Consider the following 26,422-nt stretch of genomic DNA (forward strand, 5'->3'; position numbering starts at 1 on the left):
TACAACCCCAAAGAGTTTCAGAAGAAATCTTGAGATTGTTTAATCAAACAACCAAAGTTGTCTGCAATTTTTATACATGATGCAGACTCGATTTTGCCGGACTCAAATAACTCTTTGTTTCCGCTTTTTAGAAAAAAGCAGAGGCAAAAAGTGGACTTTCGTCACTTCCAAGAACACTTGAATGTGTGTTGGTACCTAAAACTCTTATGTTTCAAAGAAGTTTAGGATTTGAGAACTTTTAATTTGAATAACAACGCATCTCATAGAGATGGGGATTGTTGTTATTCGTCAGCTTTCCAAATTTTTAAAGAGCAATAATAGCTCGAGGCTTATGCCTCAAAACCATCAATCTGTGTGAACACTCATCGCAATAATCATCGTATAAGGAGGTGATCCAGCCCCAGGTTCCCCTAGGGCTACCTTGTTACGACTTCACCCCAGTCATGAACCACAAAGTGGTGAGCGTCCTCCCGAAGGTTAAACTACCCACTTCTTTTGCAGCCCACTCCCATGGTGTGACGGGCGGTGTGTACAAGGCCCGGGAACGTATTCACCGTAGCATTCTGATCTACGATTACTAGCGATTCCGACTTCATGGAGTCGAGTTGCAGACTCCAATCCGGACTACGACGCACTTTTTGGGATTCGCTCACTTTCGCAAGTTGGCTGCCCTCTGTATGCGCCATTGTAGCACGTGTGTAGCCCTACTCGTAAGGGCCATGATGACTTGACGTCGTCCCCACCTTCCTCCGGTTTATCACCGGCAGTCTCCCTGGAGTTCCCGACATTACTCGCTGGCAAACAAGGATAAGGGTTGCGCTCGTTGCGGGACTTAACCCAACATTTCACAACACGAGCTGACGACAGCCATGCAGCACCTGTCTCAGAGTTCCCGAAGGCACCAAAGCATCTCTGCTAAGTTCTCTGGATGTCAAGAGTAGGTAAGGTTCTTCGCGTTGCATCGAATTAAACCACATGCTCCACCGCTTGTGCGGGCCCCCGTCAATTCATTTGAGTTTTAATCTTGCGACCGTACTCCCCAGGCGGTCTACTTAACGCGTTAGCTCCGAAAGCCACGGCTCAAGGCCACAACCTCCAAGTAGACATCGTTTACGGCGTGGACTACCAGGGTATCTAATCCTGTTTGCTCCCCACGCTTTCGCATCTGAGTGTCAGTATCTGTCCAGGGGGCCGCCTTCGCCACCGGTATTCCTTCAGATCTCTACGCATTTCACCGCTACACCTGAAATTCTACCCCCCTCTACAGTACTCTAGGTGACCAGTTTCAAATGCTGTTCCGAGGTTGAGCCCCGGGCTTTCACATCTGACTTAATCACCCACCTGCATGCGCTTTACGCCCAGTAATTCCGATTAACGCTCGCACCCTCCGTATTACCGCGGCTGCTGGCACGGAGTTAGCCGGTGCTTCTTCTGTCGCTAACGTCAAATAATGCAGCTATTAACTACACTACCTTCCTCACGACTGAAAGTGCTTTACAACCCGAAGGCCTTCTTCACACACGCGGCATGGCTGCATCAGGCTTGCGCCCATTGTGCAATATTCCCCACTGCTGCCTCCCGTAGGAGTCTGGACCGTGTCTCAGTTCCAGTGTGGCTGATCATCCTCTCAGACCAGCTAGGGATCGTCGCCTTGGTGAGCCTTTACCTCACCAACTAGCTAATCCCACCTGGGCTAATCTTGACGCGAGAGGCCCGAAGGTCCCCCTCTTTGGCCCGAAGGCATTATGCGGTATTAGCTATCGTTTCCAATAGTTATCCCCCACATCAAGGCATATTCCCAGGCATTACTCACCCGTCCGCCGCTCGACGCCCTTAACGTTCCCCGAAGGTTCAGTTAAGTCGTTTCCGCTCGACTTGCATGTGTTAGGCCTGCCGCCAGCGTTCAATCTGAGCCATGATCAAACTCTTCAATTTAAGATTTTGATGTCCATAAGGACTGACTCAATGAATACTGACTTCAAAACTCATTCTCACTCGAAAGTAAGAAGTAATTTTAAAGCTATTATCGTTCCAACAGAACGATAATGAATTGACTGTGCTGATACCGAAGTATCAATTGGTCACTCAGTTCATTGATAGTCATTGATTCCGAAGAATCAGTTTTTGATTTTACTTTTTATAAAAAAGTAAAAACCAAAAGTGGATTATCATCAACGAGTGCCCACACAGATTGATAGGTTTATATTTTTAAAGAGCTATTCTTCATCGTGACCTGAATCACTTTGGAAGAGGCGGCTATTGTAGTCATTTAAACTCAAGTATCAAGTACTTTTTTTGAATTTTTATTTCAAACCGTTAGATTTGAAAAAAGACTAGATGCCTAACTGAATTTAATTGCGAAGCCTTGTGGGCTCTGCCGTTTCAGTGGATGCGCAGTATATGGGAATTATCCTGTGGCACAAGTGTTTTTTTTGAAAATATGCATTTTTCTCATTAATCGCTGAATAATGCAGCAAAACATTAAAAAAGGAGGCTTTCGCCTCCTTTTTTAACTATCTAATTATCATTTTTATATGAATGCAAACGCATCTGAGTACATGTATTCACTATGCGCTGACTTATTTTGAGTAAATTGCTCTCTTGCAGCGCCAGCCATCTCAAAACGTCCAGCTATATAGATGTCGAATGCTTCTAATGAAGCAAAGTCATCTGCCACAGCTTGCAAGACATTGCCGACTTTCCCTTTCCAGTCACTGGAAGCTTGTTCAATCACTGGAACAAACTGAACATGGCTGTGCTTTTGAGCAATATCTTCTATTTCTTTGTATGCATATAACTGACACGCATCTTTCGCACCCCAGTATAAGTAGATAGGTTCGTTAATTGACTGCGCAATACAGTGATCAAGGATAGAGCGTACATAGCTGAAACCTGTTCCGCCTGCGATAAGTAGTAGAGGTCTTGCATTGTTTTCTCTAACCCATGCATCCCCAAATGGCGCTTCAATCTCTATCTCACCGTTTTGCTCTAACGCCTTTTGCATTGACTCTACAACCTCAATCGCATAGGCATTATGCTCAGCAGCACCAATGTGCAGTTCTAATTCGCCTTCGTGACGACAAGGGCTACTAGCAATAGAGAACGGACGTTTATCTTTTTCTCCCATAACAACCATTAGATACTGGCCTGCTTTGAAGGCGACTGGTGTCTCTGGGTGTAACAAGATTTGGTAAGTATTACATGCCAAAGGCTCAATCGACTTTACTTTACACTTTATAGTCATGTTTGTTTCTTATCCTATTAAGGCTTCTAATCTGACAGAGAGATTATGAGATTACTTTCTACTTTAGCTTGGCACGCAAACACCCAGCCTTGTGCTTTTTCTGATTCAGTTAACACGGGCTCAAGGTGGTAGGTCACCTCCCCTGAAATCAACTTACACAAACAAGCGGCACAAGCACCGACCTGGCAACGATTAGGAAAACGTATATTATTGTTGAGCGCGCCTTCCAGTATTGTTTGCTCCGATTCAACATCAAAAGTGATGTTTTCCGGCGTGATTGTGACTGTAAAGCTCATTGTATCTTTAACTCATCCCAAATACTGTCGACTTTCTCTATCAATTGTGGTGATTTTTTAATGGGAGTCCCCCACTCTCGTGTTATCTCACTTCCTGACTTATTCGTCGCATCCATACCTAGAACTCGGCTTGGTTGACTGAGTGCATCTATATAGAAGCTGTCTCTGGAAGGATCCATTCTGGTTGTGATTGCCCAAATGATGTCATTCCAATCCGTTACATCGACATCATCATCACAAACAATTATGAATTTTGCTGTCGTGAATTGAGCGACAATCTCTGCAGCTTGTTCTATCACTTGCTTACCTTGACCTTGTTGCGTTTTATCAAGGTCAAGTATCACTATGCCACCATTCGCTGACTGTGGAACAAAACAGTGCTTTAGGCAGTTTATAGATGCGTTCAACTGCTGCTCTACTCGTTCTACATCAACTTTCAATTGCTCAGTATCTTCATCACCTCGTTCTGCATCCCATTTAATGGTCGCATCGAGACCCATTTTAGAGCCGAGCCCTACAACAGGTGATGCGAAGTCCAAGGAGTCAATTGGTGTATTATCGATAAATAGAACATCTCTCTCAGGAAGCATATGCAGGTTCAATGCTTCGGAAACGCTATCCCAATTTCTCGCATCGACACTCTCATCACAAACAATCACATACTTGGTATACATGAACTGACGCAGGAATGACCACACCCCCATCATGACTCGCTTAGCGTGCCCCGGATACTGCTTTTTCAAAGTCACGACAGCCATACGGTAGGAGCACCCTTCTGGCGGAAGGTAAAAGTCGGCTATCTCTGGAAATTGCTTTTGTAAGATCGGTACAAAAACTTCATTTAACGCCACACCCAATACTGCCGGTTCATCAGGTGGACGACCTGTATAGGTACTATGATAGATAGGGTTATTGCGCATTGTTACATGAGTAATTGTGAATACGTGATGTTGCTCTTTTTCATTGTAATAGCCCGTGTGATCACCATAAGGGCCTTCATCAGCAAATTCATTAGGGTCTATATAGCCCTCTAATACAATTTCTGCACTCGCAGGGACATCGAGGTCATTACTTATTGAACGGACTACTTCGGTTTTCTTGCCACGAAGTAAACCTGCAAAAGCGTATTCTGATAATGCATCAGGGACTGGCGTCACTGCGCCGAGAATGGTTGCAGGATCTGCACCAAAAGCGACTGAGACAGGGAAAGGCTTTCCAGGGTTTTCTTCCATCCAGTCTCTTAAATCTAATGCCCCACCTCGATGTGCTAGCCAACGCATTATGATTTTGTTCTTGGCTACTTTTTGCTGACGATAGATACCTAGGTTTTGGCGTTTCTTATTGGGCCCCTTGGTGATAGTTAACCCCCAAGTTAGTAGCGGGGCGACATCTTCTGGCCAACAGCTCATTACCGGAATCTTATCAAGGTCAACGTCATCACCCTGCCATACGACTTGCTGACACGGTGCGTTGCGCAGTCTCTTTACTGGCATATTTAGAACTTGGCGAAACACTGGCAGCTTTTCCAAAGCATCCTTAAAGCCTTTTGGTGGCTCCGGCTCTTTTAAGTAAGCCAACAACTTTCCTACTTCGCGCAGCTCTTTGACGTCATTGCGCCCCATGCCAATAGCGACACGCTCAGGTGTTCCGAACAAGTTCGTTAACACAGGGTAATCAGAACCAATTGGATTTTCGAACAACAGCGCAGGACCACCTTGACGTAAGGTACGGTCACTGATTTCTGTCATTTCATAGGCGGGATCAACTGGGTGAGTGATACGTGTTAAGAGACCTTTTGTTTCCAAATGGTCAATAAAATCGCGTAAATCCTTAAAGCTCATGGGCCTTCTACTGGCAAGTGATCATTGCCATGAGTATATCAAATGACCGATTAAGCGACACGTTAGAAAGACTAGTTTGCCAAGACACTATTTATCGCACTGGCTCGAACACGACTATTTGTAGTGACCAATTCCGCTAACCATTGACTGTAGCCTTGCTCAAATAGCTCTTGAGCAACAATGGGTGCATCCTCTTCTAATGTCATTCGTGTCACGAGAAAAGTTCGAATTTCATCCGACATCGGCTTGACGCGAGCGAGCTGCTGCAATGCTTGGTCTTTGAGGATGGGGTTGTTTGTTGCAGACATTACCTGCTGATAAGCAAAGCTTGTTGATACCGAAGATAAGCGTGCTAACTCTTGCTTTGTATGACTATCCGCCTTCATACGCCACAACAGTTGATATATTTCTTCATCATTTGATTCCCTTGCTAGACTCACCATCACTCGAGATCCAGGCAACCACGGGTTGACTCTAGACAAGGTAATTTGCTGCACAAGGGTTTCAAGCGCTTGAGAAGATAGACTGCCCATCTCTTGGATCAGAAGGTTCTCTCTTGTTTTTAACTGAGCATCATCTCCTACCAGATATTCTCGCAGGTTCAACTCTCCCTTCTCCGCCTGAATAACCAGATCTATGGTTTTTTGATCAACTTGCCAACGCTTAATAAGACGAGTTGCCGTTGCTGGATAATTAAAGGCTGGGGCAGAAAACTCGTAACCGTCACCGGTCTCAAGCACTTGATAGGTGGGTCTTAGGTTTCGCTGTGCATCGATAAACATTGCCATGCGTGAAGAGAGTGCGATTTGCTGCTGCTCAAGTTGAGTAAGAAGTATGTATTTCACAACCTCTTGCTGAGGCATCGCTAATCGCTCAATAGCAAACTTAACAGAGTCGACTTTGTTATCCTGCAATTGTTCTAGCAGAGCAGACACTTTGTTTTGTGAGCGAGCATCGCTCAGCCAAGTTTGTGCCGTCTGTGGTGTAATCTCAATGCTGCTAGCAATAGCAGAATTCATTCCGATTAAGCTCACCAAGAGAGCTATCAACCATCCGTGTCGCATAGTGTTCCCCTGATTAGTGATAACACTAATTGTGGAAGGGCATTAATGATAAAGCAATAAAAAAGCGCCACCAAAATGGTAGCGCTCTCACGAACTAGTACAAAACTGGGTTATTTTTGACGACGCATTGCGTCAAAGAACTCATCGTTTGTTTTGGTCATCGCTAGCTTATCGATGAGGAACTCCATTGCATCAATTTCGCCCATTGGGTGAACGATTTTGCGGAGAATCCACATTTTTTGCAGCTCATCATTCTTTGTCAGTAGCTCTTCACGACGAGTACCACTGCGATTGAAGTCAATCGCTGGGAACACACGCTTTTCAGCAATCTTACGATTCAAGTGCAGTTCCATGTTACCTGTACCCTTGAACTCTTCGTAAATAACCTCATCCATCTTAGAGCCAGTATCAACCAGTGCTGTAGCGATGATAGTCAAGCTACCACCTTCTTCTACGTTACGTGCCGCACCGAAGAAACGTTTTGGACGATGTAGAGCATTCGCATCAACACCACCAGTCAAAACCTTACCTGATGAAGGTACAACTGTGTTGTAAGCACGCGCAAGACGAGTAATAGAGTCAAGCAGGATAACCACGTCTTTCTTATGTTCGACAAGACGTTTTGCTTTCTCGATAACCATTTCTGCCACTTGAACGTGACGAGAAGCTGGTTCATCAAAAGTTGATGCAACTACTTCACCTTTAACCAGGCGCTGCATCTCTGTTACTTCTTCTGGACGTTCATCGATAAGCAGTACCATCAACTCACACTCAGGGTGGTTATGAGCAATGCTCTGTGCAATATTTTGCAGCAGCATTGTTTTACCAGCTTTTGGCGGAGCAACGATTAGACCACGTTGACCTTTACCGATAGGAGAAGCTAAGTCTAGGATACGAGCAGTGATATCTTCTGTCGCACCATTACCGCGCTCCATCACCATGCGCTCATTGGCATGCAGTGGAGTCAGGTTTTCAAAAAGAATCTTATTTCGTGCATTGTCAGGCTTGTCATGGTTAACCGTGTTTACCTTCAACAATGCAAAGTATCGTTCACCGTCTTTTGGTGGACGAATCTTACCGGCAATCGAATCACCTGTACGTAGGTTGAAACGACGAATCTGACTAGGCGAGACATAGATGTCATCAGGGCCAGCAAGGTAAGAACTGTCTGCGCTACGCAGGAAACCAAAACCGTCTTGAAGAATCTCGAGAACCCCATCGCCAAAAATGTCTTCACCACTTTTTGCGTGTGCTTTTAGGATGGCGAAGATAATGTCTTGTTTTCTCAGGCGAGCAAGGTTTTCTAAACCTAAGCTTTCGCCCAGCTTAACAAGCTCAGACACAGGTCTGTTCTTCAGTTCTGTAAGATTCATTGTGGTGGATGCTTTTTTAGTCAAAATAGGATCTGTTCGTTAGTTAAGATAGATTTTGGTCACAGGATCGACCAAGAAGTGAACGTTTGTATAATTAACGTGCGATAAATTAGCACTAAATATGAGACTAGTCTAGATCTAGTTGAGTTACAAAACAAAACCGCGCTTTATAGACAGCGCGGTTTAGCAGGACTTTGAAAGATTATACGTTCGCGTCTAGGAACTCTTTCAGTTGAGTCTTTGAAAGTGCACCCACTTTCGTCGCCGCAACAGCACCATCTTTAAACAAAAGTAGTGTTGGAATACCGCGAATACCGAATTTTGGTGGTGTGCCAGCGTTCTGGTCGATATTTAATTTACCTACCGTTAGCTTGCCTTCGTACTCGTCTGCGATTTCATCAAGAATTGGTGCAATCATTTTACATGGACCACACCATTCTGCCCAAAAGTCCACTAGGACTGGGCCTGCAGCGTTGATTACATCGTTCTCAAAACCGTCGTCGGTTAGCTGCAAAATCTTGTCGCTCATTATTCACTCCAATATTTTTTTCAAACTGGTGAGGTAATAACCAGTAAATTAGTTCTCTATTGGAATGTATTTACTTCCGTATTGCAAGCCTAAGCTGATATTCTATAGGAATGAAAAAGACGCATATAACAGAGCAGAAGTTCGCCGATTTGGATTTACACTCCAAAATTATTGAAGGTTTGGATAAAAAAGGGTTTGAATTTTGTACCCCAATCCAAGCTAAGGCGTTGCCGGTATTGCTCACCGGCCGTGACATTGCAGGCCAGGCCCAAACGGGTACTGGTAAGACGCTTGCGTTTCTAACTGCTACTTTTAACCACTTATTGAATACGCCTGAACATGAAGGCCGCAAACCGAGCCAGCCTCGCGCGATCATCATGGCACCCACCCGAGAGTTGGCTATCCAGATTTTCAACGATGCAGCACCGTTGATTGAATCGACAGGAATCAAAGCCGCACTGGCTTACGGTGGCGAAAGCTATGACAAGCAACTTTCGAAGCTAGAGCAAGGCGTTGATGTTCTGATCGGCACAACAGGTCGTATCATCGATTTCTACAAGCAGCGTGTATTTAACCTTAACCACATCCAAGCTGTGGTTCTGGATGAAGCAGACCGTATGTTTGATTTGGGCTTCATTAAAGACATTCGCTTCTTGTTCCGTCGCATGCCTGAGCCAAAGGATCGCTTGAACATGTTGTTCTCGGCGACACTCTCTTACCGCGTGCAAGAGCTCGCATTTGAACACATGCATAACCCAGAGCATGTGGTGGTTGAGCCTGAACAAAAAACAGGTCATCGCATCCAAGAAGAGCTGTTCTACCCATCGAATGAACACAAAATGGCACTGCTTCAAACTCTAATTGAAGAAGAGTGGCCAGATCGCGCTATCATTTTTGCCAACACAAAGCATAAGTGCGAGTCAGTTTGGGGCCACTTAGCTGCTGACGGACACCGTGTGGGTTTATTGACGGGTGATGTGCCGCAGAAGAAACGAGAGAAGATTCTTGAGCAATTCACTCAGGGTGAGGTTGATATCCTTGTTGCAACCGACGTTGCAGCGCGCGGACTCCACATTCCTCAAGTGACTCACGTCTTTAACTTCGACCTTCCTGATGACTGCGAAGACTACGTGCACCGTATTGGTCGTACTGGTCGTGCTGGCGCTAGTGGTCACTCTATCAGCTTTGCTTGTGAAGATTACGCTATTAATCTTCCAGGTATTGAAGAGTACATTGAACACAGCATCCCAGTTTCAGACTATGATGCTTCTGCGCTGATTGAGGATCTACCAGCGCCACTGCGTATGCGTACTAATTCGCGTTCGCCAAACTCTCAACAACGCCGTACAAACACGGGTGGCTCACGCAACAACGGTCGTAAGCCTCAGCGTCGCCCTCGTCAACGTCAACAAAGGGATTCTTAAGTTGTCTACAAGCCAAGTCATGTCATCACCTCTTTATGCTGCTATCGACCTCGGGTCGAACAGTTTTCACATGCTCGTTGTGCGTCATATCGATGGCAGCGTACAAACCATGGCAAAGATTAAGCGTAAGGTTCGTCTCGCCGCAGGCCTAGATGAAAACAACATGCTAAGTCATGAAGCCATGCAACGTGGGTGGGACTGCTTGAGCTTGTTTGCAGAACGACTTCAGGATATTCCGACAAGTAACATCCGCATTGTCGGTACAGCAACACTGCGTACCGCGGGCAATGTGGATGTGTTTTTAGCGAAGGCGAATGAGATTCTCGGTCATCCGATCCAGGTCATATCTGGAGAAGAAGAAGCCGCAACCATCTATCGTGGTGTAGCTCACACGTCTGGCGGTAGTGGTCGTCGCCTAGTCGTCGATATCGGTGGTGCGAGTACGGAGCTCATTATCGGTGAAGGGTTTGAAGCCAAAGCGCTGACCAGCCTGAAAATGGGTTGTGTCACCTGGCTAGAAAAACACTTTAAAGATCGTCTCCTTAACAGCACCAACTTTGACAATGCAATTGAAGCAGCTAAGCAGACTCTGCTGCCTATTCTTGAGCAATATAAATCCCTTGGCTGGGATGTCTGTGTTGGCGCATCAGGCACGGTACAAGCCCTTCAAGAGATCATGTTGACCCAAGGTATGGATGAAGTTATTACCCATGCCAAGCTTAAGCGCTTACAAAAGCAAGCGATGACGTCTAATCACTTGGAAGAGCTGGAAATCGAAGGCCTGACACTAGAGCGTGCTCTTGTTTTCCCAAGCGGCCTTTCTATTCTCATCGCTATCTTTGAGTTGTTGGAAATAGACTCAATGACTCTCGCTGGAGGTGCGCTTCGCGAAGGGATGGCCTATGAGATGGTGGCAGAGCTACGACAAGATGACATTCGTGCGCGAACCATTGCAAGCGCGCAAACCCGTTATCAAATCGACTCTGGCTATGGCGAGCAAGTGGCCACAATGGCAGCGAAGCTCTTACAGCAAGCCGGTGGAGATAACTGGATAACCGAGCCGCAGGGGATTATGTTGCTCGACAGTGTGGCAAAGCTGCATGAAATAGGTCTAGCGATTGATTTCAAAAAAGGCGGTGAACACTCAGCGTATTTACTGAGTAACCTCGACCTACCGGGTTATACCCGCGCACAAAAGGTCTTTTTGGCCGAAACCGCTCGTCGATATCGTGAACACCTAACCTCTCTACCAGAGCAACATGCGCTATCTGGCTCGAATGGTAAACGTGTTTTACGACTGCTGCGCCTCGCTGTTTTGCTGACTCATCGCCGAAGTCCTGCGCTTGAACCACAAGTGCTGCTCTCCTCTGATGGTGAAGCTCTATCTCTCACTATCAATGGAGATTGGTTAAATGCCAATCCACTTACAGCAGCCGAACTTGAAATTGAGGCTAACCGACAGACTGATATTGGCTGGCCATTAACGATCAAATCTTAACGGCTAAATACAAAAAAACGCGACCAAAATTTGGTGTCGCGTTTTTTATTGGTTCTAGACAAAATTAGGGCTGAACCGCCGTAGCTTGCACTGTTTCATCTTCAACGGTGGTGAGCTTCTTGGTTAAGTAATTCAGCAAAACGCCATACATCGGCACAAACAAACCTAAGCTGATCACAATCTTAAATACGTAATCCACCAGCGCAATTTCGACCCAATGCTCTGCCATAAATGCATCTGGACTTTGATAAAACGCAATCGCGAAGAAGGCCAATGTGTCCAAAGCATTTCCGAATAGCGTGGAACACGTAGGGGCAACCCACCACTGCTTCAACTGTCGCAGACGGTTAAACACATGCACATCAAGAATTTGGCCAAGTAGATATGCCATGAAGCTCGCAGCGGCAATTCGAGCAACAAATAAGTTGAACTCGGTTAGATGCCCAAAGCCTTGAAACTGCCCTTCAAAAAACAACACCGACAGACCATAAGAGACAATCAGTGCTGGCAACATCACCAAAAAGATAATTCGGCGTGCCAATTGAGCACCAAAAATACGAACCGTTAAATCCGTCGCTAAGAAAATAAACGGGAAGGTGAATGCACCCCATGTCGTATGGAAACCCATCACAGTAAAGGGAAGCTGAACCAGATAGTTGCTTGATGCAATGATGCCTAAATGAAATAGGACAAGATAGATAAGGGCGTTGCGCTGCTGCGCAGGGGTAAAGTTACTCATGCGATACCTTTTTAGTTTGGTTTGGGGGTGAGGGAACCCAAATCGAATCACTCATCAATCGTGACTCTTACCAACAATGTAAATAATCTCATATCGCCTTAGGCAGACATAAGCAGAGGGCGGCGATTATACATTAACCAACTCCTGCTGCAAGGGGTTGATTCTCCTTAAGAGCCGCGCAAACGTTTGGTTAAAAACTACGCTGAAATAGCGCGGCCAAATAGTCACACTCTTGTTTCGATTGCGCTGGTACCAACGCTTCAAGCCAGACACTCTCACTATAATGCTCCGCTTTGAGAAACAGCTGACAACCTTCAAAGTCTATGAGCCATGAGTGTATATCAGCATCTTGCTGCTTCTCGACAACCGTCGCAGACAGCAATTGAACCATTTGGTCACCAATAGGCTCAAAGCTATCAAAGTCAAACGTTGGAAAGCGAAGAACAAGGCGTCCTTGTTCCGCGTGATAATCAAGAAGGCCGAAACCGTACAGTATATTATCCATGAACCGTGATATGCTCCTGTATCAAATCAAGGAATGGATCGGCGTATTTATCCAGCTTGCGCTCACCCACACCATTCACCGCTAACATCTCACCATAAGATGTGGGTAGGATTTCTGCCATGTCGATCAGAGTCGCATCACTAAATACGACATAAGGTGGCAGGCCATCCTCATCAGCGATGGATTTCCGCAACTTGCGTAACTTGGCAAATAGCTTCTTGTCGTAGTGCTTATTAGATAATTTCTCAGATTTTGCCGCGCGTGCTGAGATATCTAGACGCGGCACCGCCAACTCCAAAGGTTGTTCACCGCGCAGTATGGGACGAGCCTCTTCCGTGAGCTGGAGTGTTGAGTTGCGAGTGATATTCTGGAACAGCAACCCTTTGTGAATAAGCTGACGGAATATACTGACCCAATAGTCATGGCTGTTCTCTCGCCCCAACCCGTAGGTGGAGAGCTTGTCGTGGCCTTGTTCTCGGATACGTATGTTCTGCATGCCTCTCAGCACTTCTACCACATAGCCAATACCAAAGCTTTGATTTACGCGATAGACACATGAAAGCGCTTTTTGCGCCTGCTCGGTGGCATCAAAGTGCTGTGGTGGATCAAGGCAAATATCGCAGTTACCGCACGGTTTTTCGCGGTATTCACCAAAGTAGTTCAATAGAACTTGGCGACGACAAGTTTGCGCTTCAGCAAAAGCACTCATTGCATTGAGCTTATGGGATTCAACTTGCTTTTGCGGACCCTCTTCTTTTTCATCGACCATTCGGCGTAGCCAACTCATATCAGCAGGGTCATACAGCATCATCGCTTCAGCGGGTAAACCATCACGACCTGCTCGACCTGTCTCCTGATAGTAGGATTCGATATTGCGTGGGATATCAAAGTGAACCACAAAACGCACATTGGGTTTGTTGATTCCCATACCAAAGGCAACCGTGGCCACCACTATCTGGATATCATCTTTCTGAAACGCATCTTGAACATAAGCACGCTCATCAGCATCCATCCCCGCATGGTAGCCTGCCGCCCGAATGTGGTTGCTGCACAACTTTTCGGTCAGCATTTCGACCTTTTTACGACTTCCACAGTAAATAATGCCGCACTGACCTTTTTGCTGACCGAGGAATCGCACTACCTGAGAGACTGGTTTGTGCTTTTCAACCAATGTGTATCGAATGTTTGGTCGATCAAAACTACCTAAATAGGCTTCAGGCTCGATAAGCCCTAGGCGTTGAGTGATGTCATTGCGCGTAGCGTCATCCGCTGTGGCAGTCAGCCCCATAACCGGAACGTGTGGAAAATACTGTTTAAGCTGGCCTAAAGCAGCGTACTCTGGACGAAAATCATGGCCCCATTGAGAAATACAGTGTGCTTCATCAACCGCAATCATCGAAAGGTTTAACCCTTCTAGACGTTCGATAAAATCACGCATCAATACGCGCTCGGGAGACACATAAACCATCTTTAGCTGACCCGAGTTCATGCGCTGATACACTGACATCAGCATTTCACGCGACATGGTTGAGTTCACGCACTCGGCTGCTACGCCGTTGGCTTTCAACTGATCAACTTGGTCTTTCATCAACGAGATCAAAGGAGAGATGACCAAGGTTAAGCCATCTTTAACAAGGGCAGGGATCTGGTAGCACAAAGACTTACCGCCCCCTGTAGGCAGAATCACCAGACTGTCTTTCGACTCTAGTGCTGCCTCAATGACCGTCAGCTGTCCGTCACGAAATGCTTGATAGCCAAAGACTTGCTCTAATACTTGTTGAGCACTCTCAGCATATGTCGGTTGCTGCACCTGTAGAGTTGCGGTCATTTACCTTCTCAGTTTACCTTTGCGTTGGAGCGCCACATTGTAGAGGGGTTTGTTGCTGAATAAAACCGCAAAGTGTTAGGTGATTTTGTAAGCCGCTTTTATACTTTCGTTCTTCCTGCCAATCAACGAGAATTCTGTCGCATGTCAACAGACGAACAGCAGCGCACACGCCAAGGTATCATGCTGGCTATTGCTGCCTACACCATGTGGGGTATTGCCCCTATCTATTTCAAATCCATCAGTGAAGTCTCTCCTTTAGAGATCCTCAGCCACCGTGTTTTATGGTCGGTTATCCTCTTGGCAGGGTTACTTCATGTTGGCCGACGTTGGTATGCCGTGCGCGAAGCGGTACGCACCAAAAAAACCATGATGTATCTATGTAGCACCGCATTATTGGTGGGAGTAAACTGGCTTATCTTTATTTGGGCGGTTAATTCTAATCGGATGCTAGATGCCAGCCTTGGCTACTACATCAATCCTTTATTTAACGTCTTACTTGGCATGTTCTTCTTAGGAGAACGACTGCGCAAATTACAGTGGTTTGCTGTTGCACTAGCCACTCTTGGCGTTATTGTCCAATTGGTTGCCTTTGGCTCAGTTCCTATCGTCGCTCTCGCTCTCGCAAGCTCTTTTGGTGTTTATGGATTATTGCGCAAGAAAGTGGCTTTGGATGCACAAGTCGGCCTATTTATTGAAACGGTTATCATGATGCCATTAGCGGCAATCTATCTGTTTATTTTTGCAGATACGCCAACCTCATCGTTAATGAACAACTCATGGTCATTAAACCTACTACTGGTTTCTGCAGGTGTGATCACGACACTACCCCTACTCTGCTTTACCGGCGCAGCGACGCGACTCAAGCTTTCTACATTAGGCTTTTTCCAATATATTGGGCCAAGTTTGATGTTCTTGCTCGCGGTCTCTATTTACGATGAGCCTTTTACTGCAGATAAGGTACTGACCTTTACCTTTATTTGGAGTGCTCTCGTTGTCTTTACCATCGATGGGATCCGCAAATCAAAAGGGGCGAAATCATAATGAATGAGCTGTTTACTCTTTTCACACTAGCAACCGTTCATTTAATTGGCCTGATGAGTCCAGGCCCTGACTTTGCTCTCGTGGTACAAAACGCCACTCGCTATGGGCGAGAAACCGGGGTTTATATTGCTCTGGGTCTATCCGCAGGCATTCTGCTACATTCTATTTTAAGCCTGACAGGTGTCAGCTATCTCATCCACCAGCAACCTTTGCTGTATACATTGATTCAATTGGCCGGCGGTAGCTACCTACTCTATCTCGGCTTTGGGGCACTTATTGCGACATGGAAAAATGCTCAAACAGGACAGTCTGATTCGAGCCTCAGCCGTTCAACGCTAGAAATCAATAGTAACGCCCAAGCATTCAAGCGTGGCTTTATCACGAATATCCTCAACCCTAAAGCATTAGTGTTCTTTGTCAGCCTGATGTCGAGCTTAGTTCCTGCGAGTATGTCTTTAGCTGGAAAAGGCGCAGCTCTGTTTATTCTTTGGAGTGTTTCATTTCTATGGTTTGGAGCTTTGGCGTGGCTACTTTCCACTCAACGCCTTCAGCGTAAGTTACTCTCTGCGACTCCCTATATTGATAGTTTGTGCGGAGTAGTGTTCTCTGGCATCGGTTTAACCATCATCTACCACTGTCTGAGCGGGCTACTCTAATAGCTAAAGAGGAACACCCTTTGTGAGAGATCTCTTACAAACAACTACGGAGATCGCCACAAAATGCCTAATCAAAACACCACAACAAACAATAACTCATTGTTTTAATTGGAATTTACATAAAATGACTGAAGTCGCAATGTGATTTTTTTCTCTAGTCTGATTGTTCCAAAAGTCGAATCGCGTAATATTGAACCTGTCGGAAGGATACCGACACGGAACAGGAAACAGCCAAGGACTTGGTACTCTTCAGGATGAAGATTCGGTTATTCAGGATGAATGATCGGCATGGATAGCAAAACGGACATTGAACGGACGCAATAGTTACTAGGATGGTAGCTACTAAGGATGGGAAATGGACACCTCTGGACGAGGCAAGGAACGATCATCAGGACGATGAAAGGACACCGCTCAGGGATCAAGTGAAGTGAGCTAACGAGGATTGTTAGTGGACCAGGATAGGGTCAAGGACACCGCTAGGATGGCGATGAAAGGAATAAGCTGACGGATTTCAGCCTACTATCAAGGAATAGATGCAGGGAGCACCTATTAGTAGCCGGATTGCTGCGAGTAAGACTATAACCCCGATGGGCGCAAGCCCTCGGGGTTTTTCTTTACCTGCTTATCAGCAGAGCCAAACAAAAAGAGCCGCATCAAGCAGCTCTATCTTGTTGTGATTAACCGATTACAACTTTTCAAGTTTGGCGTATGCGGTCACCAACCACTTAATCCCTTCACCATTAAAGGCCACTTGAACACGGCTTTGTGGGCCACTGCCTTCAAAGTTGATGATCGTACCTTCACCAAATTTTGGATGCATGACTCGCGAGCCTAACGTAAAGCCTGTTTCATTAAAGTTCTCTTTTACCGCTGTTTGGCTAAAGCGACCGCTTGTGGCGGGACGGCTTACTTGCGCTTTCATGCGCACTTCATCAAGACACTTCTCGGGCAATTCACGGATAAAGCGCGAAGGCTTATGGTATTTGTCTTGGCCATACAAGCGACGCATCTCCGCGTAAGTAATATAAAGCTTTTGCATGGCTCGAGTCATACCGACATAGCAAAGGCGACGCTCTTCCTCTAGACGCCCAGCCTCTTCAGCTGACATCTGACTCGGGAACATACCCTCTTCAACCCCCACCATAAACACCAATGGGAATTCCAAGCCTTTGGCACTATGCAAGGTCATCAGCTGAACAGCATCTTCAAACTCATCGGCTTGGCCTTCGCCTGCTTCAAGAGCGGCATGAGTTAAGAATGCAGTCAGCATGCTCATCTCATCAGCTTCTTCTGGCTTCTCAAACTGGCGAGTCGCCGTCACAAGTTCTTCCAAGTTCTCAATGCGAGCTTTCGACTTTTCGCCTTTTTCTTGCTCATACATCGCAAACAAGCCCGAGTATTTGATCACATGGTCTGTCTGAGAGTGCAGTGACATTTCATCGGTGTCATCTTCAAGCGCATTGATAAGCTCAATAAAGCGACTCAACGCACCAGATGCTCGCCCTGGAAGCACCTGTTCATCAAGCAGTGCTTTACTCGCATCCCACATGGTACAACCACGTTCACGTGCCGCGAGACGAATCGTCTCGAGCGTCTTATCGCCCAGCCCACGTGTTGGGGTATTCACCACTCGCTCGAATGCCGCATCGTCATTGCGATTGGCCATCAGGCGAAGATAGCTGAGTGCATCTTTGATCTCTTGGCGCTCGAAGAATCGCATGCCACCATAAATTCGATACGGTAAGCCTGCTTGAATTAACGCTTCTTCCAGCACACGAGATTGTGCGTTATTTCGATACAGCATCGCTGCGTCATTCAGCACGCCACCCTTATCTTGCCACTCTTTAATCTTGTTCACGGCAAAACGTGCTTCATCGAGTTCGTTGTAAGCAGAGTAAACCGAGATCGGCTCGCCTTCTTTACCATCCGTCCACAACTCTTTACCCATACGCTCTGTATTATTGGCAATTAGTGTATTAGAGGCTTCCAATATCGTTTTGGTCGAGCGGTAGTTTTGCTCTAATCGAATCGTATTCACACTTGGAAATTCCAAGGTGAATTTCTCGATATTCTCAATCTTCGCACCGCGCCAACCATAAATGGATTGGTCATCATCACCGACAATCATGACATGACTATCAGGCCCGGCCATCATACGCAGCCATGCATACTGAATGTTGTTGGTATCTTGGAATTCGTCCACCAAGATGTGTTTAAAGCGTGCTTGGTAGTGCTCACGAATGTGCTTTTTATCACGCAGCAGCTCATGAGCCCTTAACAGGATTTCAGCAAAGTCGACCAAGCCCGCACGGTCACAGGCTTCTTGGTAAGCAGAATAAAGCTGTAAATAGGTTTGAGTAATTGGATCATGGTAGGCGTCAATGTGATTTGGGCGTAAACCCTCGTCTTTCTTGCCGTTAATCCACCACGAGACCTGACGTGCCGGCCACTGCTTCTCATCGAGATTTTGCGCTTTAATCAAGCGCTTTAGCAGACGTTGCTGGTCATCACTATCGATGATTTGGAAATCTTCCGGCAGCTTTGCGTCAAGATAATGGGCACGCAGAATTCGGTGGCAAATACCATGGAACGTGCCATTCCACATGCCCGAAGCACTACCCATCATGAGCTCTTCAATACGACCACGCATCTCTGCTGCCGCCTTATTGGTAAAGGTCACTGACATGATAGAGAACGGTGAGGCTTGCTCTACCGACATCAACCACGCAATACGGTGAACAAGAACACGAGTTTTACCACTCCCCGCCCCTGCGAGAATCAGCAAATTTTCTAGAGGTGCGGCAACGGCTTCACGCTGCTTGTCGTTTAGACCATCGAGCAATAAGGAAGGATCCATGATGTCTACTTACTGGTTATTTATACATAAAAGTAGATTATAACGTAATCACAGCGGATATTTGAGGCACTAATTGCAGATTTTTTTGTGACTTTTTAACTGCATCATTTCAGACAGTTAGCGATTAACCATGCCTTGGTTGTGATCTTTTTGTTAACGGGAACGAAATTTTTCGCCAGTAATACCTATCTTGTTCATTAAGCAGCTTGGGGAATTATTAACCAGCCTGCCAATACAAAGTAAAGGAAACTATCAGAGGAAATGATGATGAAAAAGTCTAATCTAGCCGTTACAGCCGCAGTTACAGGTCTACTTGCTCTAGGCGGCACAATGCTTACCGCCGCTCCCGCCGTCGCAATGGACAAAGAGAAATGCTATGGCGTTGCCAAAGCCGGTAAAAATGACTGTGCAACCAAATCGAGCTCTTGTGCTGGTACATCTAAAGAAGATAACCAATCTGATGCGTTTGTCGTTGTACCGAAAGGGCTATGTGACAAGTTAACTGGTGGTAGTACTCAATCATCATAACTCAGTGAGTCTAGGAAGTGGTTGATGCTCAACAACCACTTCCTCCACCTTATCTCTCTCTGCTCTACTCTCTTGAATCAAGGATGTCGCATGCCAATTCATGACGCCGCAAATTCTAACCCTGAAAAGCTGATTGGTGTGGGACTGCGCCATCCTCATATGCGCCACTTTAGCCAAGAAAAAACCAACGCAGGGTGGCTAGAGATACACAGTGAAAACTACTTTCAGCCGCACTCGGTCGCCAGACAACAACTGAGAGGCATTGCCCAACACTATCCCATAAGTTGTCATGGTGTCGGTTTATCACTAGGTAGCGTTGAGAGAGTCAACCCACAACACCTACTACATCTAAAAAATCTCGTTGATGAACTCAACCCCATTTTGATTTCCGATCATTTGAGCTGGAGTCAATCGGGAGGACATCACTTTAATGATTTGCTCCCCCTCCCCTATACTGAGGAAGCATTGCAGGTATTCTGCCGCAATGTGCTCGATGTTCAAGACACTTTAGGGCGAGCTATTTTGATTGAAAACCCATCAAGCTACCTTGCCTTTCAACACTCGACAATCAATGAGTGGGATTTTTTAGCTGAAGTCCACCAGCGCACTGACTGTCGTTTACTGCTCGACCTGAACAACATTCATGTCTCTGCATTCAATCATAACTTTGATCGCCATGAGTACATTCAAGGTATTCCTTTGAATGCAGTAGATGAGATTCACCTTGCTGGCTTTACTGTAAAAACGCTTGAGCAAGGCGAGATATGGATTGATACCCACAGTCACCCTGTAAGTGATGAAGTATGGGATCTCTATCGGTATTGGCTTCAAATTGCTGGACCAAGACACACTTTAATTGAGTGGGATATGGATATACCTCAGCCAGAGGTATTGCTTGATGAGGCTAGCAAGGCGCAGAGCCTACTTCTCGACGGTATTGCCTGCCAGACAATGGTCACCCAGACAGCACGAGTCATCGGAGGGTAGTATGGAGCTTGGTCAATTACAGTCTCAATTTGCTCGCGCACTGCACTATCAAGCAAATGGAGAGGAGTGCAACATTGTCAGTAATCATTTCACTGCTGACGATCGCCTCCAAATCTATCGCAATAACTTTATCATCAGCCTCAGTGAGGTCTTGTCTGCAACATACCCAATAGTCGAGCTATTAGTTGGTGAGGAGTGCTTCTGCCAACTCGCCCGTCACCACATACTTCATTACCCGTTAACCCAATGTGATGTGAGTGATTACGGCGATCATTTTACCGAGACTCTGGAACATTTTCCGACTGTGATTGAGGCTGCGCCCTATCTTCCCGAGGTCGCACAGTTTGAATGGTCAATGGATACTGCTTTTCATCGAGCGGGTTATCCAATTGGCGATAACGTTCATCAAGTGCATGCACTCGCTGAGCTTAGCCCTGAGCAACAAGGAGACGTTGTCTTACAGCTTTACCCTTCGGTGCAGTTAATCTCAAGTTCCTATGCTCTATTTGAGTTGTACAACGCAGTACAAAACAACTGCTTTGACTCATTGGATATTCACTCGCCTCAACAGGGCGTGATATTAGCCTTACCCAATGGCCATCGCACACCCATGGCTATCGACCCTGAGGTTTTTAAACTGATTGATTGTATTCATCAACAGATGCCACTCGGTCTAATACCACCTAACCTGCTTACTCATCTCAATGTACTGATGGAAAAGGCGCTTGTCGCTGGATTTACGCTGGATAACAAATAATGAGAAGGACACGAGATTATGCCTAATTTAAAAAGCCAAATAGAAAGCTACGACTCTTTAGTAGATAAGCTCCAAGCCATATTCGTCCCTCTATTATTGCTATTTTGCCGCTTATGGGTCGCGTGGGTGTTCTTTAACTCTGGCCTTGTCAAAATCGCATCTTGGGACAGTACCTTGTTCCTATTCGAATACGAGTACCAAGTGCCTATCCTTCCGTGGGAAATCGCAGCTTATACAGGAACAGCCGCCGAACTGATTCTGCCGGTATTCTTGGCGATTGGTTTCTTTACCCGGCCCATGGCTGCGATTTTGTTCGTTTTCAACATTATTGCTGTCGTGTCTTACCCACTTCTTTGGGAGAAGGGCTTCTATGATCACCAATTGTGGGGGCTAATGATATTGGTCGTGATTGTTTGGGGGGCAGGACCGCTCTCTGCTGATGGACAGATCAGGCGTGTCATGGATAAATAAACAAAAAGAGCTAATCAAACGATGAGCTCTTTTCATTAGATTAAACGAAAAATCTACGCCGAGATACCCGAGTGGCGCAGCAGAGCGTCAATCTGTGGCTCACGACCTCGGAAGCGTTTAAACAGCTCCATTGGCTCTTCACTACCACCCATCTCAAGGATGTTGTTCAAGAAACTTGCACCAGTTTCTTTGTTGAAGATACCCTCCTCTTCAAAACGAGAGAATGCATCTGAAGACAACACTTCCGCCCATAGGTAGCTGTAGTAACCCGCGCTGTAACCACCCGCAAAGATATGACTAAAACTATGTGAGAAGCGATTCCACTCTAGGCTTGGTAGTACCGCTACCTTGCCTTTTACATCTGCCAACGTCTCAAGGACTTTTGGCCCAACTTCAGGATCAAATTCAGTGTGCAGAGTAAAATCGAACAAACCAAACTCAAGCTGACGCAGAATAAACATGGCTGACTGGAAGTTCTTCGCTGCCAACATCTTATCCAACATCTCTTTTGGCAATGGCTCGCCAGTCTCATAATGACCAGAGATAAACGCCAACGCCTCCTCTTCCCAGCACCAGTTTTCTAGGAACTGACTTGGTAACTCAACAGCATCCCAAGGCACGCCATTGATACCTGACACCGCACCCGTTTCAACCTGTGTCAGCATATGATGGATACCGTGACCAAACTCATGGAACAAAGTCACCACTTCATCGTGAGTAAATAGCGCCGGTTTATCACCCACTGGACGGTTAAAGTTACACGTTAAGTAAGCAACGGGTGATTGCAGTTCACCTTGAGCGTTGATGCGACGAACACGACATTCATCCATCCATGCACCACCACGTTTATGTTCACGAGCGTAGAGATCGAGATAGAAGCTACCACGCAATTGCTCACTCACATCAAAGATGTCAAAGAAGCGTACTGAAGAGTGCCAAGTCTCCACACCCTCGCGCTCTTTCACACTCATACCAAACACGCGGTTTAGAACCTCAAACAGACCGCTGACGACTTTGCTTTCTGGGAAGTAAGGACGGAGCTCTTCATCAGAGATTTGGAATAGGTGCTGCTTTTGCTTTTCGCTGTAGTAAGCGATATCCCAAAGCTCTAAGCTATCGACACCAAACTCTTTGCTTGCAAAGCTACGCAAATCTTCAACTTCACGCTCACCTTGAGTTTTCGCTTTTGTTGCTAAGTCATTGAGAAAACCCAGAACCTGATCTGGGCTTTCAGCCATCTTAGTCGCGAGTGACTTTTCACTGAAAGTGTTGAAGCCCAACATGCGCGCAATCTCATGGCGCAGTTTAAGCTGCTCGTTAATGATCTCAGTGTTGTCCCACTTGCCCGCATTCGGGCCACGATCCGAGGCGCGCGTCACGTACGCTTCATACAGTTCTTTACGCAGGTCTTGATTGTCGCAATACGTCATGACTGGTAGGTAAGATGGAATATCTAAGGTCAGAAGATAACCTTCCAACTCTTTCGCTTCTGCTGCCGCTTGTGCCGCAGCAAGTGCAGACTCCGGCATGCCTGCTAACTCCGCCACATCAGTGACATGTTTCGACCAGCCCATCGTGGCATCGAGTACATTGTTTGAAAACTGAGAACCTAGCTCTGACATTCGCTTACTGATTTCACCGTAGCGGTGCTGCTCATTGGCAGGTAAGCCAATGCCTGACAATTCGAAGTCACGTAGTGAATCTGTGATGGTTTTCTTTTGTGCCTGAGTCAGCGTTGCAAACTCATCACTCGCTTTAATTGCCTTATAGGCTTCAAACAGCCCTTTATGCTGACCAACCCATGTACCGTATTCAGATAACAGTGGTAGACAACTTTCATAAGCTTCACGCAACTCTTCACTGTTCACCACGGAATTCATGTGGCTCACTGGTGACCAAATGCGACTCAAACGGTCATCGACTTGCTCAATCGGGGCAACAAGGTTTTGCCATGTCGGTCGATCATTTCCCTCCAGCAAGGCGTCTATTTTTGCACGGCAATCAGCAATAGCTTGCTCGACAGCTGGTTTCACGTGCTCTGGTTTGATCTCAGAAAAAGGGGGTAAATCGTTAAACGTCAACAATGGATTGGACATAATCATTCCTTGTAGTGGAAAGCTCGAATGCGGTCACGGGTTTAGAGATGCGGCACCACCATTCGACCCTCTTATTTTCATTAATACTTATCTAAATATAGGTAGGTTCAGCAATTTTCAATAGTGGCGTATAATCGTAACTATATCTTTATTCCTAAGACACGCTCTGAGTAGCGTTTTGAGAGTCCACCTTGCTAAGTTATCGCCATAGTTTTCACGCCGGCAATCATGCGGATGTCGTTAAGCACATCGTACAAAGCCTCATTCTTGATGCGTTCAAGCAGAAAGATAAACCATTTGTTTATCACGACACCCATTCAGGTGTTGGCCGTTACGACTTAACTCACGAATGGTCAGAAAAAACCAGCGAGTATAAGCAAGGTATCGCTCGTGTATGGCAACAAGATAACACGCCAGCGGATATTGAAGGTTACCTAGAGTCGATCAAAGTGCTCAACAATGGCGATGCTCTGCGCTATTACCCAGGTTCTCCTCGCGTTGCACGTGCACAAATTCGCGAACAAGACCGCATGGTATTAACCGAGCTGCACCCAAGTGACTATCCACTGCTTGAGCAAGAATTTCATCGCGATCGTCAGGTAAAAATCTTTAAAGAAGATGGCTTTAAACGCCTTAAAGCGAGCTTACCACCAAAAGAGCGTCGTGGCTTAGTGCTCATTGACCCTCCTTATGAGCTGGCCAAAGAGTATCGAGATGTGGTGAATGCCATTGCACAAAGTTACAAGCGCTGGGCAACCGGTGTCTATGCGATTTGGTATCCAGTAGTAAACCGCCATGATATTGACGATATGCTCGAAGGATTAGAGAGTCTAGGGATCAAAAAGATCTTACAGATCGAACTAGGTGTTTCTCCCGATACTAACGAGCGCGGCATGACTGCATCGGGCATGATCGTGATTAACCCTCCTTGGAAACTAGAAAGCCAAATGAAGGAGATTCTACCTTTCCTCAAACAGGCGATCGCACCTGCTACTGGTCATTACAAGGTCGAGTGGGTTGTTCCTGAGTAACCCTTTACGCATCTAACTTTCAGGCACACATCGTTGTGCCTGAAAAGCCTTTCCCTAACTTCATTTCGTCTAATATTAGCGAGTGGCGTCTTACGTTCGCGGTCTATCAACAAGATACTCATCGTTATTAGTCATAATCAAACTCACTTTTTCCCATTAGATAAAGTTGCTAGACTCATCGTACTATTAAGGATATCGATTCCTATATGTTCAGTATTGAGTTTGGTGATTTCACCCCAATCTAGTTCTTATAGGCAATCCACAAAATCAATAAGCTCCTGGAGAAAGTAATGGCAACACATTTTGACTATATCTGTATTGGTGGCGGAAGCGGCGGTATCGCATCAGCAAACCGCGCAGCTATGTACGGTGCAAAGGTCGCACTTATCGAAGCGCAAGACTTGGGTGGTACATGTGTAAACGTAGGTTGTGTACCGAAGAAGGTCATGTGGCATGGTGCACAAGTTGCTGAAGCGATGAACCTTTACGCTCCAGATTACGGCTTTGATGTGGATGTGAAAGGCTTTGACTGGGGTAAGCTTGTAGAAAGCCGTCAAGCTTATATCGGTCGTATTCACCAATCTTACGACCGCGTATTGGGCAACAACAAAGTGAATGTGATTAAAGGCTTCGCTAAGTTTGTTGACGAAAAAACCGTTGAAGTAAACGGCGAGCATTACACGGCTGATCACATCCTGATCGCAGTTGGTGGACGCCCTACCATTCCAAATATTCCAGGTGCTGAACACGGCATCGACTCAAATGGCTTCTTTGATCTTGCTGAGCAACCAAAACGCGTTGCTGTGATCGGTGCAGGCTACATTGCGGTTGAAATTGCAGGTGTGTTGCACGCGCTAGGCACAGAAACCCACCTGTTCTGCCGTAAAGAGACGCCAATCCGTAGCTTTGACCCAATGATCATTGAGACACTGGTTGAAGTAATGGAAGCAGAAGGTCCTACGCTGCACAACAACTCCGTGCCAAAAGAGATCGTTAAAGAAGCCGATGGCAGCTTAACGCTTCACCTAGAAAACGGTAACAGCCAAAACGTAGACAAAGTGATTTGGGCGATAGGTCGCCATCCAGCAACGGATGCAATTAATCTCGACTCTACCGGTGTTGCGACTAATGAGCGCGGCTACATTAAGGTAGATGAATACCAAGAAACAAACGTGAAAGGCATCTACTGTGTAGGTGACATCATGGAAGGCGGTATTGAACTAACTCCTGTTGCGGTCAAAGCAGGTCGCCAACTTTCTGAGCGTCTGTTTAACAACAAACCCGATGCGAAAATGGACTACGACCTTGTTCCAACGGTTGTTTTCAGCCACCCACCAATCGGTACTATCGGCCTGACAACACAGGAAGCGGAAGAGCAATACGGTAAAGACAATGTGAAAGTCTACACTTCTGGCTTTACTGCGATGTACACCGCGGTAACTAAGCACCGTCAACCATGTAAGATGAAGCTAGTTTGTGCGGGTGAAGATGAGAAAGTCGTTGGTCTTCACGGCATTGGCTTCACGGTTGATGAAATGATTCAAGGCTTTGCGGTTGCAATGAAGATGGGCGCAACTAAAGCAGATTTTGATGCTGTTGTCGCCATCCACCCTACTGGCAGCGAAGAGTTCGTCACCATGAGATAGGGCACACGCCT

The 26,422-nt window shown here is 46.2% G+C and carries 21 protein-coding genes, 1 rRNA gene and 1 pseudogene; 10 read left to right on the top strand and 13 right to left on the bottom strand.

Translation table 11 applies throughout. The features are described from left to right. Nucleotides 1–382 precede the first annotated feature (382 nt). The 8 genes and pseudogenes from QWZ05_RS12250 to trxA form a co-directional block, all read right to left on the bottom strand. A 16S ribosomal RNA gene (locus tag QWZ05_RS12250) occupies nt 383–1,935 on the bottom strand. Between the two features lie 595 nt (nt 1,936–2,530). Next, entirely contained in the window at nt 2,531–3,244 is a 714-nt protein-coding gene (gene fre / locus QWZ05_RS12255) for an NAD(P)H-flavin reductase (protein WP_264878312.1), read from the bottom strand. 26 nt (nt 3,245–3,270) lie between these two features. After that, nucleotides 3,271–3,540: a 2Fe-2S iron-sulfur cluster-binding protein gene (locus tag QWZ05_RS12260; protein WP_264878311.1), complete on the bottom strand. Its 270-nt coding sequence runs from the start codon at nt 3,538–3,540 to the stop codon at nt 3,271–3,273. Next, nucleotides 3,537–3,980: a UbiD family decarboxylase gene (locus QWZ05_RS22385; RefSeq protein WP_390216637.1), complete on the bottom strand. Its 444-nt coding sequence runs from the start codon at nt 3,978–3,980 to the stop codon at nt 3,537–3,539. Before QWZ05_RS22385 ends, QWZ05_RS12260 begins: the two co-directional genes overlap by 4 nt. A 24-nt stretch (nt 3,981–4,004) precedes the next feature. Beyond that, a pseudogene (ubiD, locus tag QWZ05_RS12265) lies at nt 4,005–5,381 on the bottom strand (4-hydroxy-3-polyprenylbenzoate decarboxylase); the annotation flags it as partial. 71 nt (nt 5,382–5,452) lie between these two features. Continuing rightward, nucleotides 5,453–6,400 carry a hypothetical protein gene (locus tag QWZ05_RS12270; protein ID WP_264878309.1) on the bottom strand — a complete coding sequence of 316 codons (948 nt, stop codon included), beginning with the start codon at nt 6,398–6,400 and terminating at the stop codon, nt 5,453–5,455. A 155-nt stretch (nt 6,401–6,555) separates the two neighbouring features. Continuing rightward, on the bottom strand, nt 6,556–7,818 hold the full coding sequence (gene rho / locus QWZ05_RS12275; protein ID WP_264878308.1) for a transcription termination factor Rho: 1,263 nt from the start codon (nt 7,816–7,818) through the stop codon (nt 6,556–6,558). A 202-nt stretch (nt 7,819–8,020) separates the two neighbouring features. Beyond that, a complete protein-coding gene (trxA, locus tag QWZ05_RS12280; protein ID WP_264878307.1) occupies nt 8,021–8,347 on the bottom strand; it encodes a thioredoxin TrxA in 327 nt (108 codons plus the stop codon). Nucleotides 8,348–8,457: 110 nt separating this feature from the next. Between trxA and rhlB the strand changes: the two genes are divergently transcribed. Together rhlB and gppA are read left to right on the top strand one after the other, a co-directional pair. Next, nucleotides 8,458–9,771, top strand: a complete 1,314-nt coding sequence (gene rhlB, locus QWZ05_RS12285; protein ID WP_290298633.1) for an ATP-dependent RNA helicase RhlB — start codon at nt 8,458–8,460, stop codon at nt 9,769–9,771. A 19-nt stretch (nt 9,772–9,790) separates the two neighbouring features. Further along, the gene (gppA, locus tag QWZ05_RS12290; RefSeq protein ID WP_290300788.1) at nt 9,791–11,269 is read left to right on the top strand and encodes a guanosine-5'-triphosphate,3'-diphosphate diphosphatase; all 1,479 of its coding nucleotides are present in this window, start codon (nt 9,791–9,793) and stop codon (nt 11,267–11,269) included. Nucleotides 11,270–11,333: 64 nt separating this feature from the next. On the opposite strand, the gene QWZ05_RS12295 is transcribed toward gppA, so the two are convergent. From QWZ05_RS12295 to recQ, 3 genes are all read right to left on the bottom strand, one after another. Further along, entirely contained in the window at nt 11,334–12,008 is a 675-nt protein-coding gene (locus tag QWZ05_RS12295; RefSeq protein ID WP_290298635.1) for a 7-cyano-7-deazaguanine/7-aminomethyl-7-deazaguanine transporter, read from the bottom strand. Between the two features lie 190 nt (nt 12,009–12,198). Next, nucleotides 12,199–12,513 carry a DUF3630 family protein gene (locus tag QWZ05_RS12300; protein ID WP_390216624.1) on the bottom strand — a complete coding sequence of 105 codons (315 nt, stop codon included), beginning with the start codon at nt 12,511–12,513 and terminating at the stop codon, nt 12,199–12,201. Then, nucleotides 12,506–14,341, bottom strand: coding sequence for an ATP-dependent DNA helicase RecQ (gene recQ / locus QWZ05_RS12305; protein ID WP_290298637.1), 1,836 nt, complete (start codon nt 14,339–14,341; stop codon nt 12,506–12,508). Before recQ ends, QWZ05_RS12300 begins: the two co-directional genes overlap by 8 nt. 141 nt (nt 14,342–14,482) lie before the next feature. Between recQ and rarD the strand changes: the two genes are divergently transcribed. Next, a complete protein-coding gene (gene rarD, locus QWZ05_RS12310) occupies nt 14,483–15,382 on the top strand; it encodes an EamA family transporter RarD (RefSeq protein ID WP_264878302.1) in 900 nt (299 codons plus the stop codon). Further along, nucleotides 15,382–16,038 carry a LysE family translocator gene (locus QWZ05_RS12315; protein ID WP_264878301.1) on the top strand — a complete coding sequence of 219 codons (657 nt, stop codon included), beginning with the start codon at nt 15,382–15,384 and terminating at the stop codon, nt 16,036–16,038. The genes rarD and QWZ05_RS12315 overlap by 1 nt, the downstream gene beginning before the upstream one ends. A 685-nt stretch (nt 16,039–16,723) precedes the next feature. On the opposite strand, the gene uvrD is transcribed toward QWZ05_RS12315, so the two are convergent. Beyond that, a complete protein-coding gene (gene uvrD, locus QWZ05_RS12320) occupies nt 16,724–18,898 on the bottom strand; it encodes a DNA helicase II (protein WP_264878314.1) in 2,175 nt (724 codons plus the stop codon). 264 nt (nt 18,899–19,162) lie between these two features. Between uvrD and QWZ05_RS12325 the strand changes: the two genes are divergently transcribed. From QWZ05_RS12325 to QWZ05_RS12340, 4 genes are all read left to right on the top strand, one after another. After that, the gene (locus QWZ05_RS12325; RefSeq protein WP_264878300.1) at nt 19,163–19,423 is read left to right on the top strand and encodes a BufA1 family periplasmic bufferin-type metallophore; all 261 of its coding nucleotides are present in this window, start codon (nt 19,163–19,165) and stop codon (nt 19,421–19,423) included. A gap of 90 nt (nt 19,424–19,513) precedes the next feature. Continuing rightward, on the top strand, nt 19,514–20,410 hold the full coding sequence (gene bufB, locus QWZ05_RS12330; RefSeq protein WP_290298639.1) for an MNIO family bufferin maturase: 897 nt from the start codon (nt 19,514–19,516) through the stop codon (nt 20,408–20,410). Between the two features lies 1 nt (nt 20,411). Beyond that, nucleotides 20,412–21,167 carry an HvfC/BufC N-terminal domain-containing protein gene (locus QWZ05_RS12335; RefSeq protein WP_290298641.1) on the top strand — a complete coding sequence of 252 codons (756 nt, stop codon included), beginning with the start codon at nt 20,412–20,414 and terminating at the stop codon, nt 21,165–21,167. Nucleotides 21,168–21,185: 18 nt separating this feature from the next. After that, on the top strand, nt 21,186–21,638 hold the full coding sequence (locus QWZ05_RS12340; RefSeq protein WP_390216629.1) for a DoxX family protein: 453 nt from the start codon (nt 21,186–21,188) through the stop codon (nt 21,636–21,638). A 53-nt stretch (nt 21,639–21,691) separates the two neighbouring features. Here QWZ05_RS12340 and prlC read toward each other — a convergent pair whose 3' ends face one another. Beyond that, the gene (gene prlC, locus QWZ05_RS12345) at nt 21,692–23,734 is read right to left on the bottom strand and encodes an oligopeptidase A (protein WP_290298643.1); all 2,043 of its coding nucleotides are present in this window, start codon (nt 23,732–23,734) and stop codon (nt 21,692–21,694) included. A gap of 191 nt (nt 23,735–23,925) precedes the next feature. On the opposite strand from prlC, the gene QWZ05_RS12350 reads away from it, so the two are divergent. Together QWZ05_RS12350 and gorA are read left to right on the top strand one after the other, a co-directional pair. After that, entirely contained in the window at nt 23,926–24,765 is an 840-nt protein-coding gene (locus QWZ05_RS12350) for a 23S rRNA (adenine(2030)-N(6))-methyltransferase RlmJ (protein ID WP_290298645.1), read from the top strand. 290 nt (nt 24,766–25,055) lie between these two features. Continuing rightward, nucleotides 25,056–26,411: a glutathione-disulfide reductase gene (gene gorA / locus QWZ05_RS12355; protein ID WP_290298647.1), complete on the top strand. Its 1,356-nt coding sequence runs from the start codon at nt 25,056–25,058 to the stop codon at nt 26,409–26,411. The last annotated feature ends 11 nt before the right edge of the window (nt 26,412–26,422 follow it).

It is taken from the genome of Vibrio agarivorans (genome assembly GCF_030409635.1).
Classification (GTDB): Bacteria; Pseudomonadota; Gammaproteobacteria; order Enterobacterales; family Vibrionaceae; genus Vibrio; species Vibrio agarivorans.

Coding starts and splice junctions, on each gene's coding strand:
- fre (WP_264878312.1), bottom strand. CDS start 3,244: ATGACTATAAAGTGTAAAGTAAAGTCGATTGAGCCTTTGGCATGTAAT.
- QWZ05_RS12260 (WP_264878311.1), bottom strand. CDS start 3,540: ATGAGCTTTACAGTCACAATCACGCCGGAAAACATCACTTTTGATGTT.
- QWZ05_RS12270 (WP_264878309.1), bottom strand. CDS start 6,400: ATGAATTCTGCTATTGCTAGCAGCATTGAGATTACACCACAGACGGCA.
- rho (WP_264878308.1), bottom strand. CDS start 7,818: ATGAATCTTACAGAACTGAAGAACAGACCTGTGTCTGAGCTTGTTAAG.
- trxA (WP_264878307.1), bottom strand. CDS start 8,347: ATGAGCGACAAGATTTTGCAGCTAACCGACGACGGTTTTGAGAACGAT.
- rhlB (WP_290298633.1), top strand. CDS start 8,458: ATGAAAAAGACGCATATAACAGAGCAGAAGTTCGCCGATTTGGATTTA.
- gppA (WP_290300788.1), top strand. CDS start 9,791: ATGTCATCACCTCTTTATGCTGCTATCGACCTCGGGTCGAACAGTTTT.
- QWZ05_RS12295 (WP_290298635.1), bottom strand. CDS start 12,008: ATGAGTAACTTTACCCCTGCGCAGCAGCGCAACGCCCTTATCTATCTT.
- QWZ05_RS12300 (WP_390216624.1), bottom strand. CDS start 12,513: ATGGATAATATACTGTACGGTTTCGGCCTTCTTGATTATCACGCGGAA.
- recQ (WP_290298637.1), bottom strand. CDS start 14,341: ATGACCGCAACTCTACAGGTGCAGCAACCGACATATGCTGAGAGTGCT.
- rarD (WP_264878302.1), top strand. CDS start 14,483: ATGTCAACAGACGAACAGCAGCGCACACGCCAAGGTATCATGCTGGCT.
- QWZ05_RS12315 (WP_264878301.1), top strand. CDS start 15,382: ATGAATGAGCTGTTTACTCTTTTCACACTAGCAACCGTTCATTTAATT.
- QWZ05_RS12325 (WP_264878300.1), top strand. CDS start 19,163: ATGAAAAAGTCTAATCTAGCCGTTACAGCCGCAGTTACAGGTCTACTT.
- bufB (WP_290298639.1), top strand. CDS start 19,514: ATGCCAATTCATGACGCCGCAAATTCTAACCCTGAAAAGCTGATTGGT.
- QWZ05_RS12335 (WP_290298641.1), top strand. CDS start 20,412: ATGGAGCTTGGTCAATTACAGTCTCAATTTGCTCGCGCACTGCACTAT.
- QWZ05_RS12340 (WP_390216629.1), top strand. CDS start 21,186: ATGCCTAATTTAAAAAGCCAAATAGAAAGCTACGACTCTTTAGTAGAT.
- prlC (WP_290298643.1), bottom strand. CDS start 23,734: ATGTCCAATCCATTGTTGACGTTTAACGATTTACCCCCTTTTTCTGAG.
- gorA (WP_290298647.1), top strand. CDS start 25,056: ATGGCAACACATTTTGACTATATCTGTATTGGTGGCGGAAGCGGCGGT.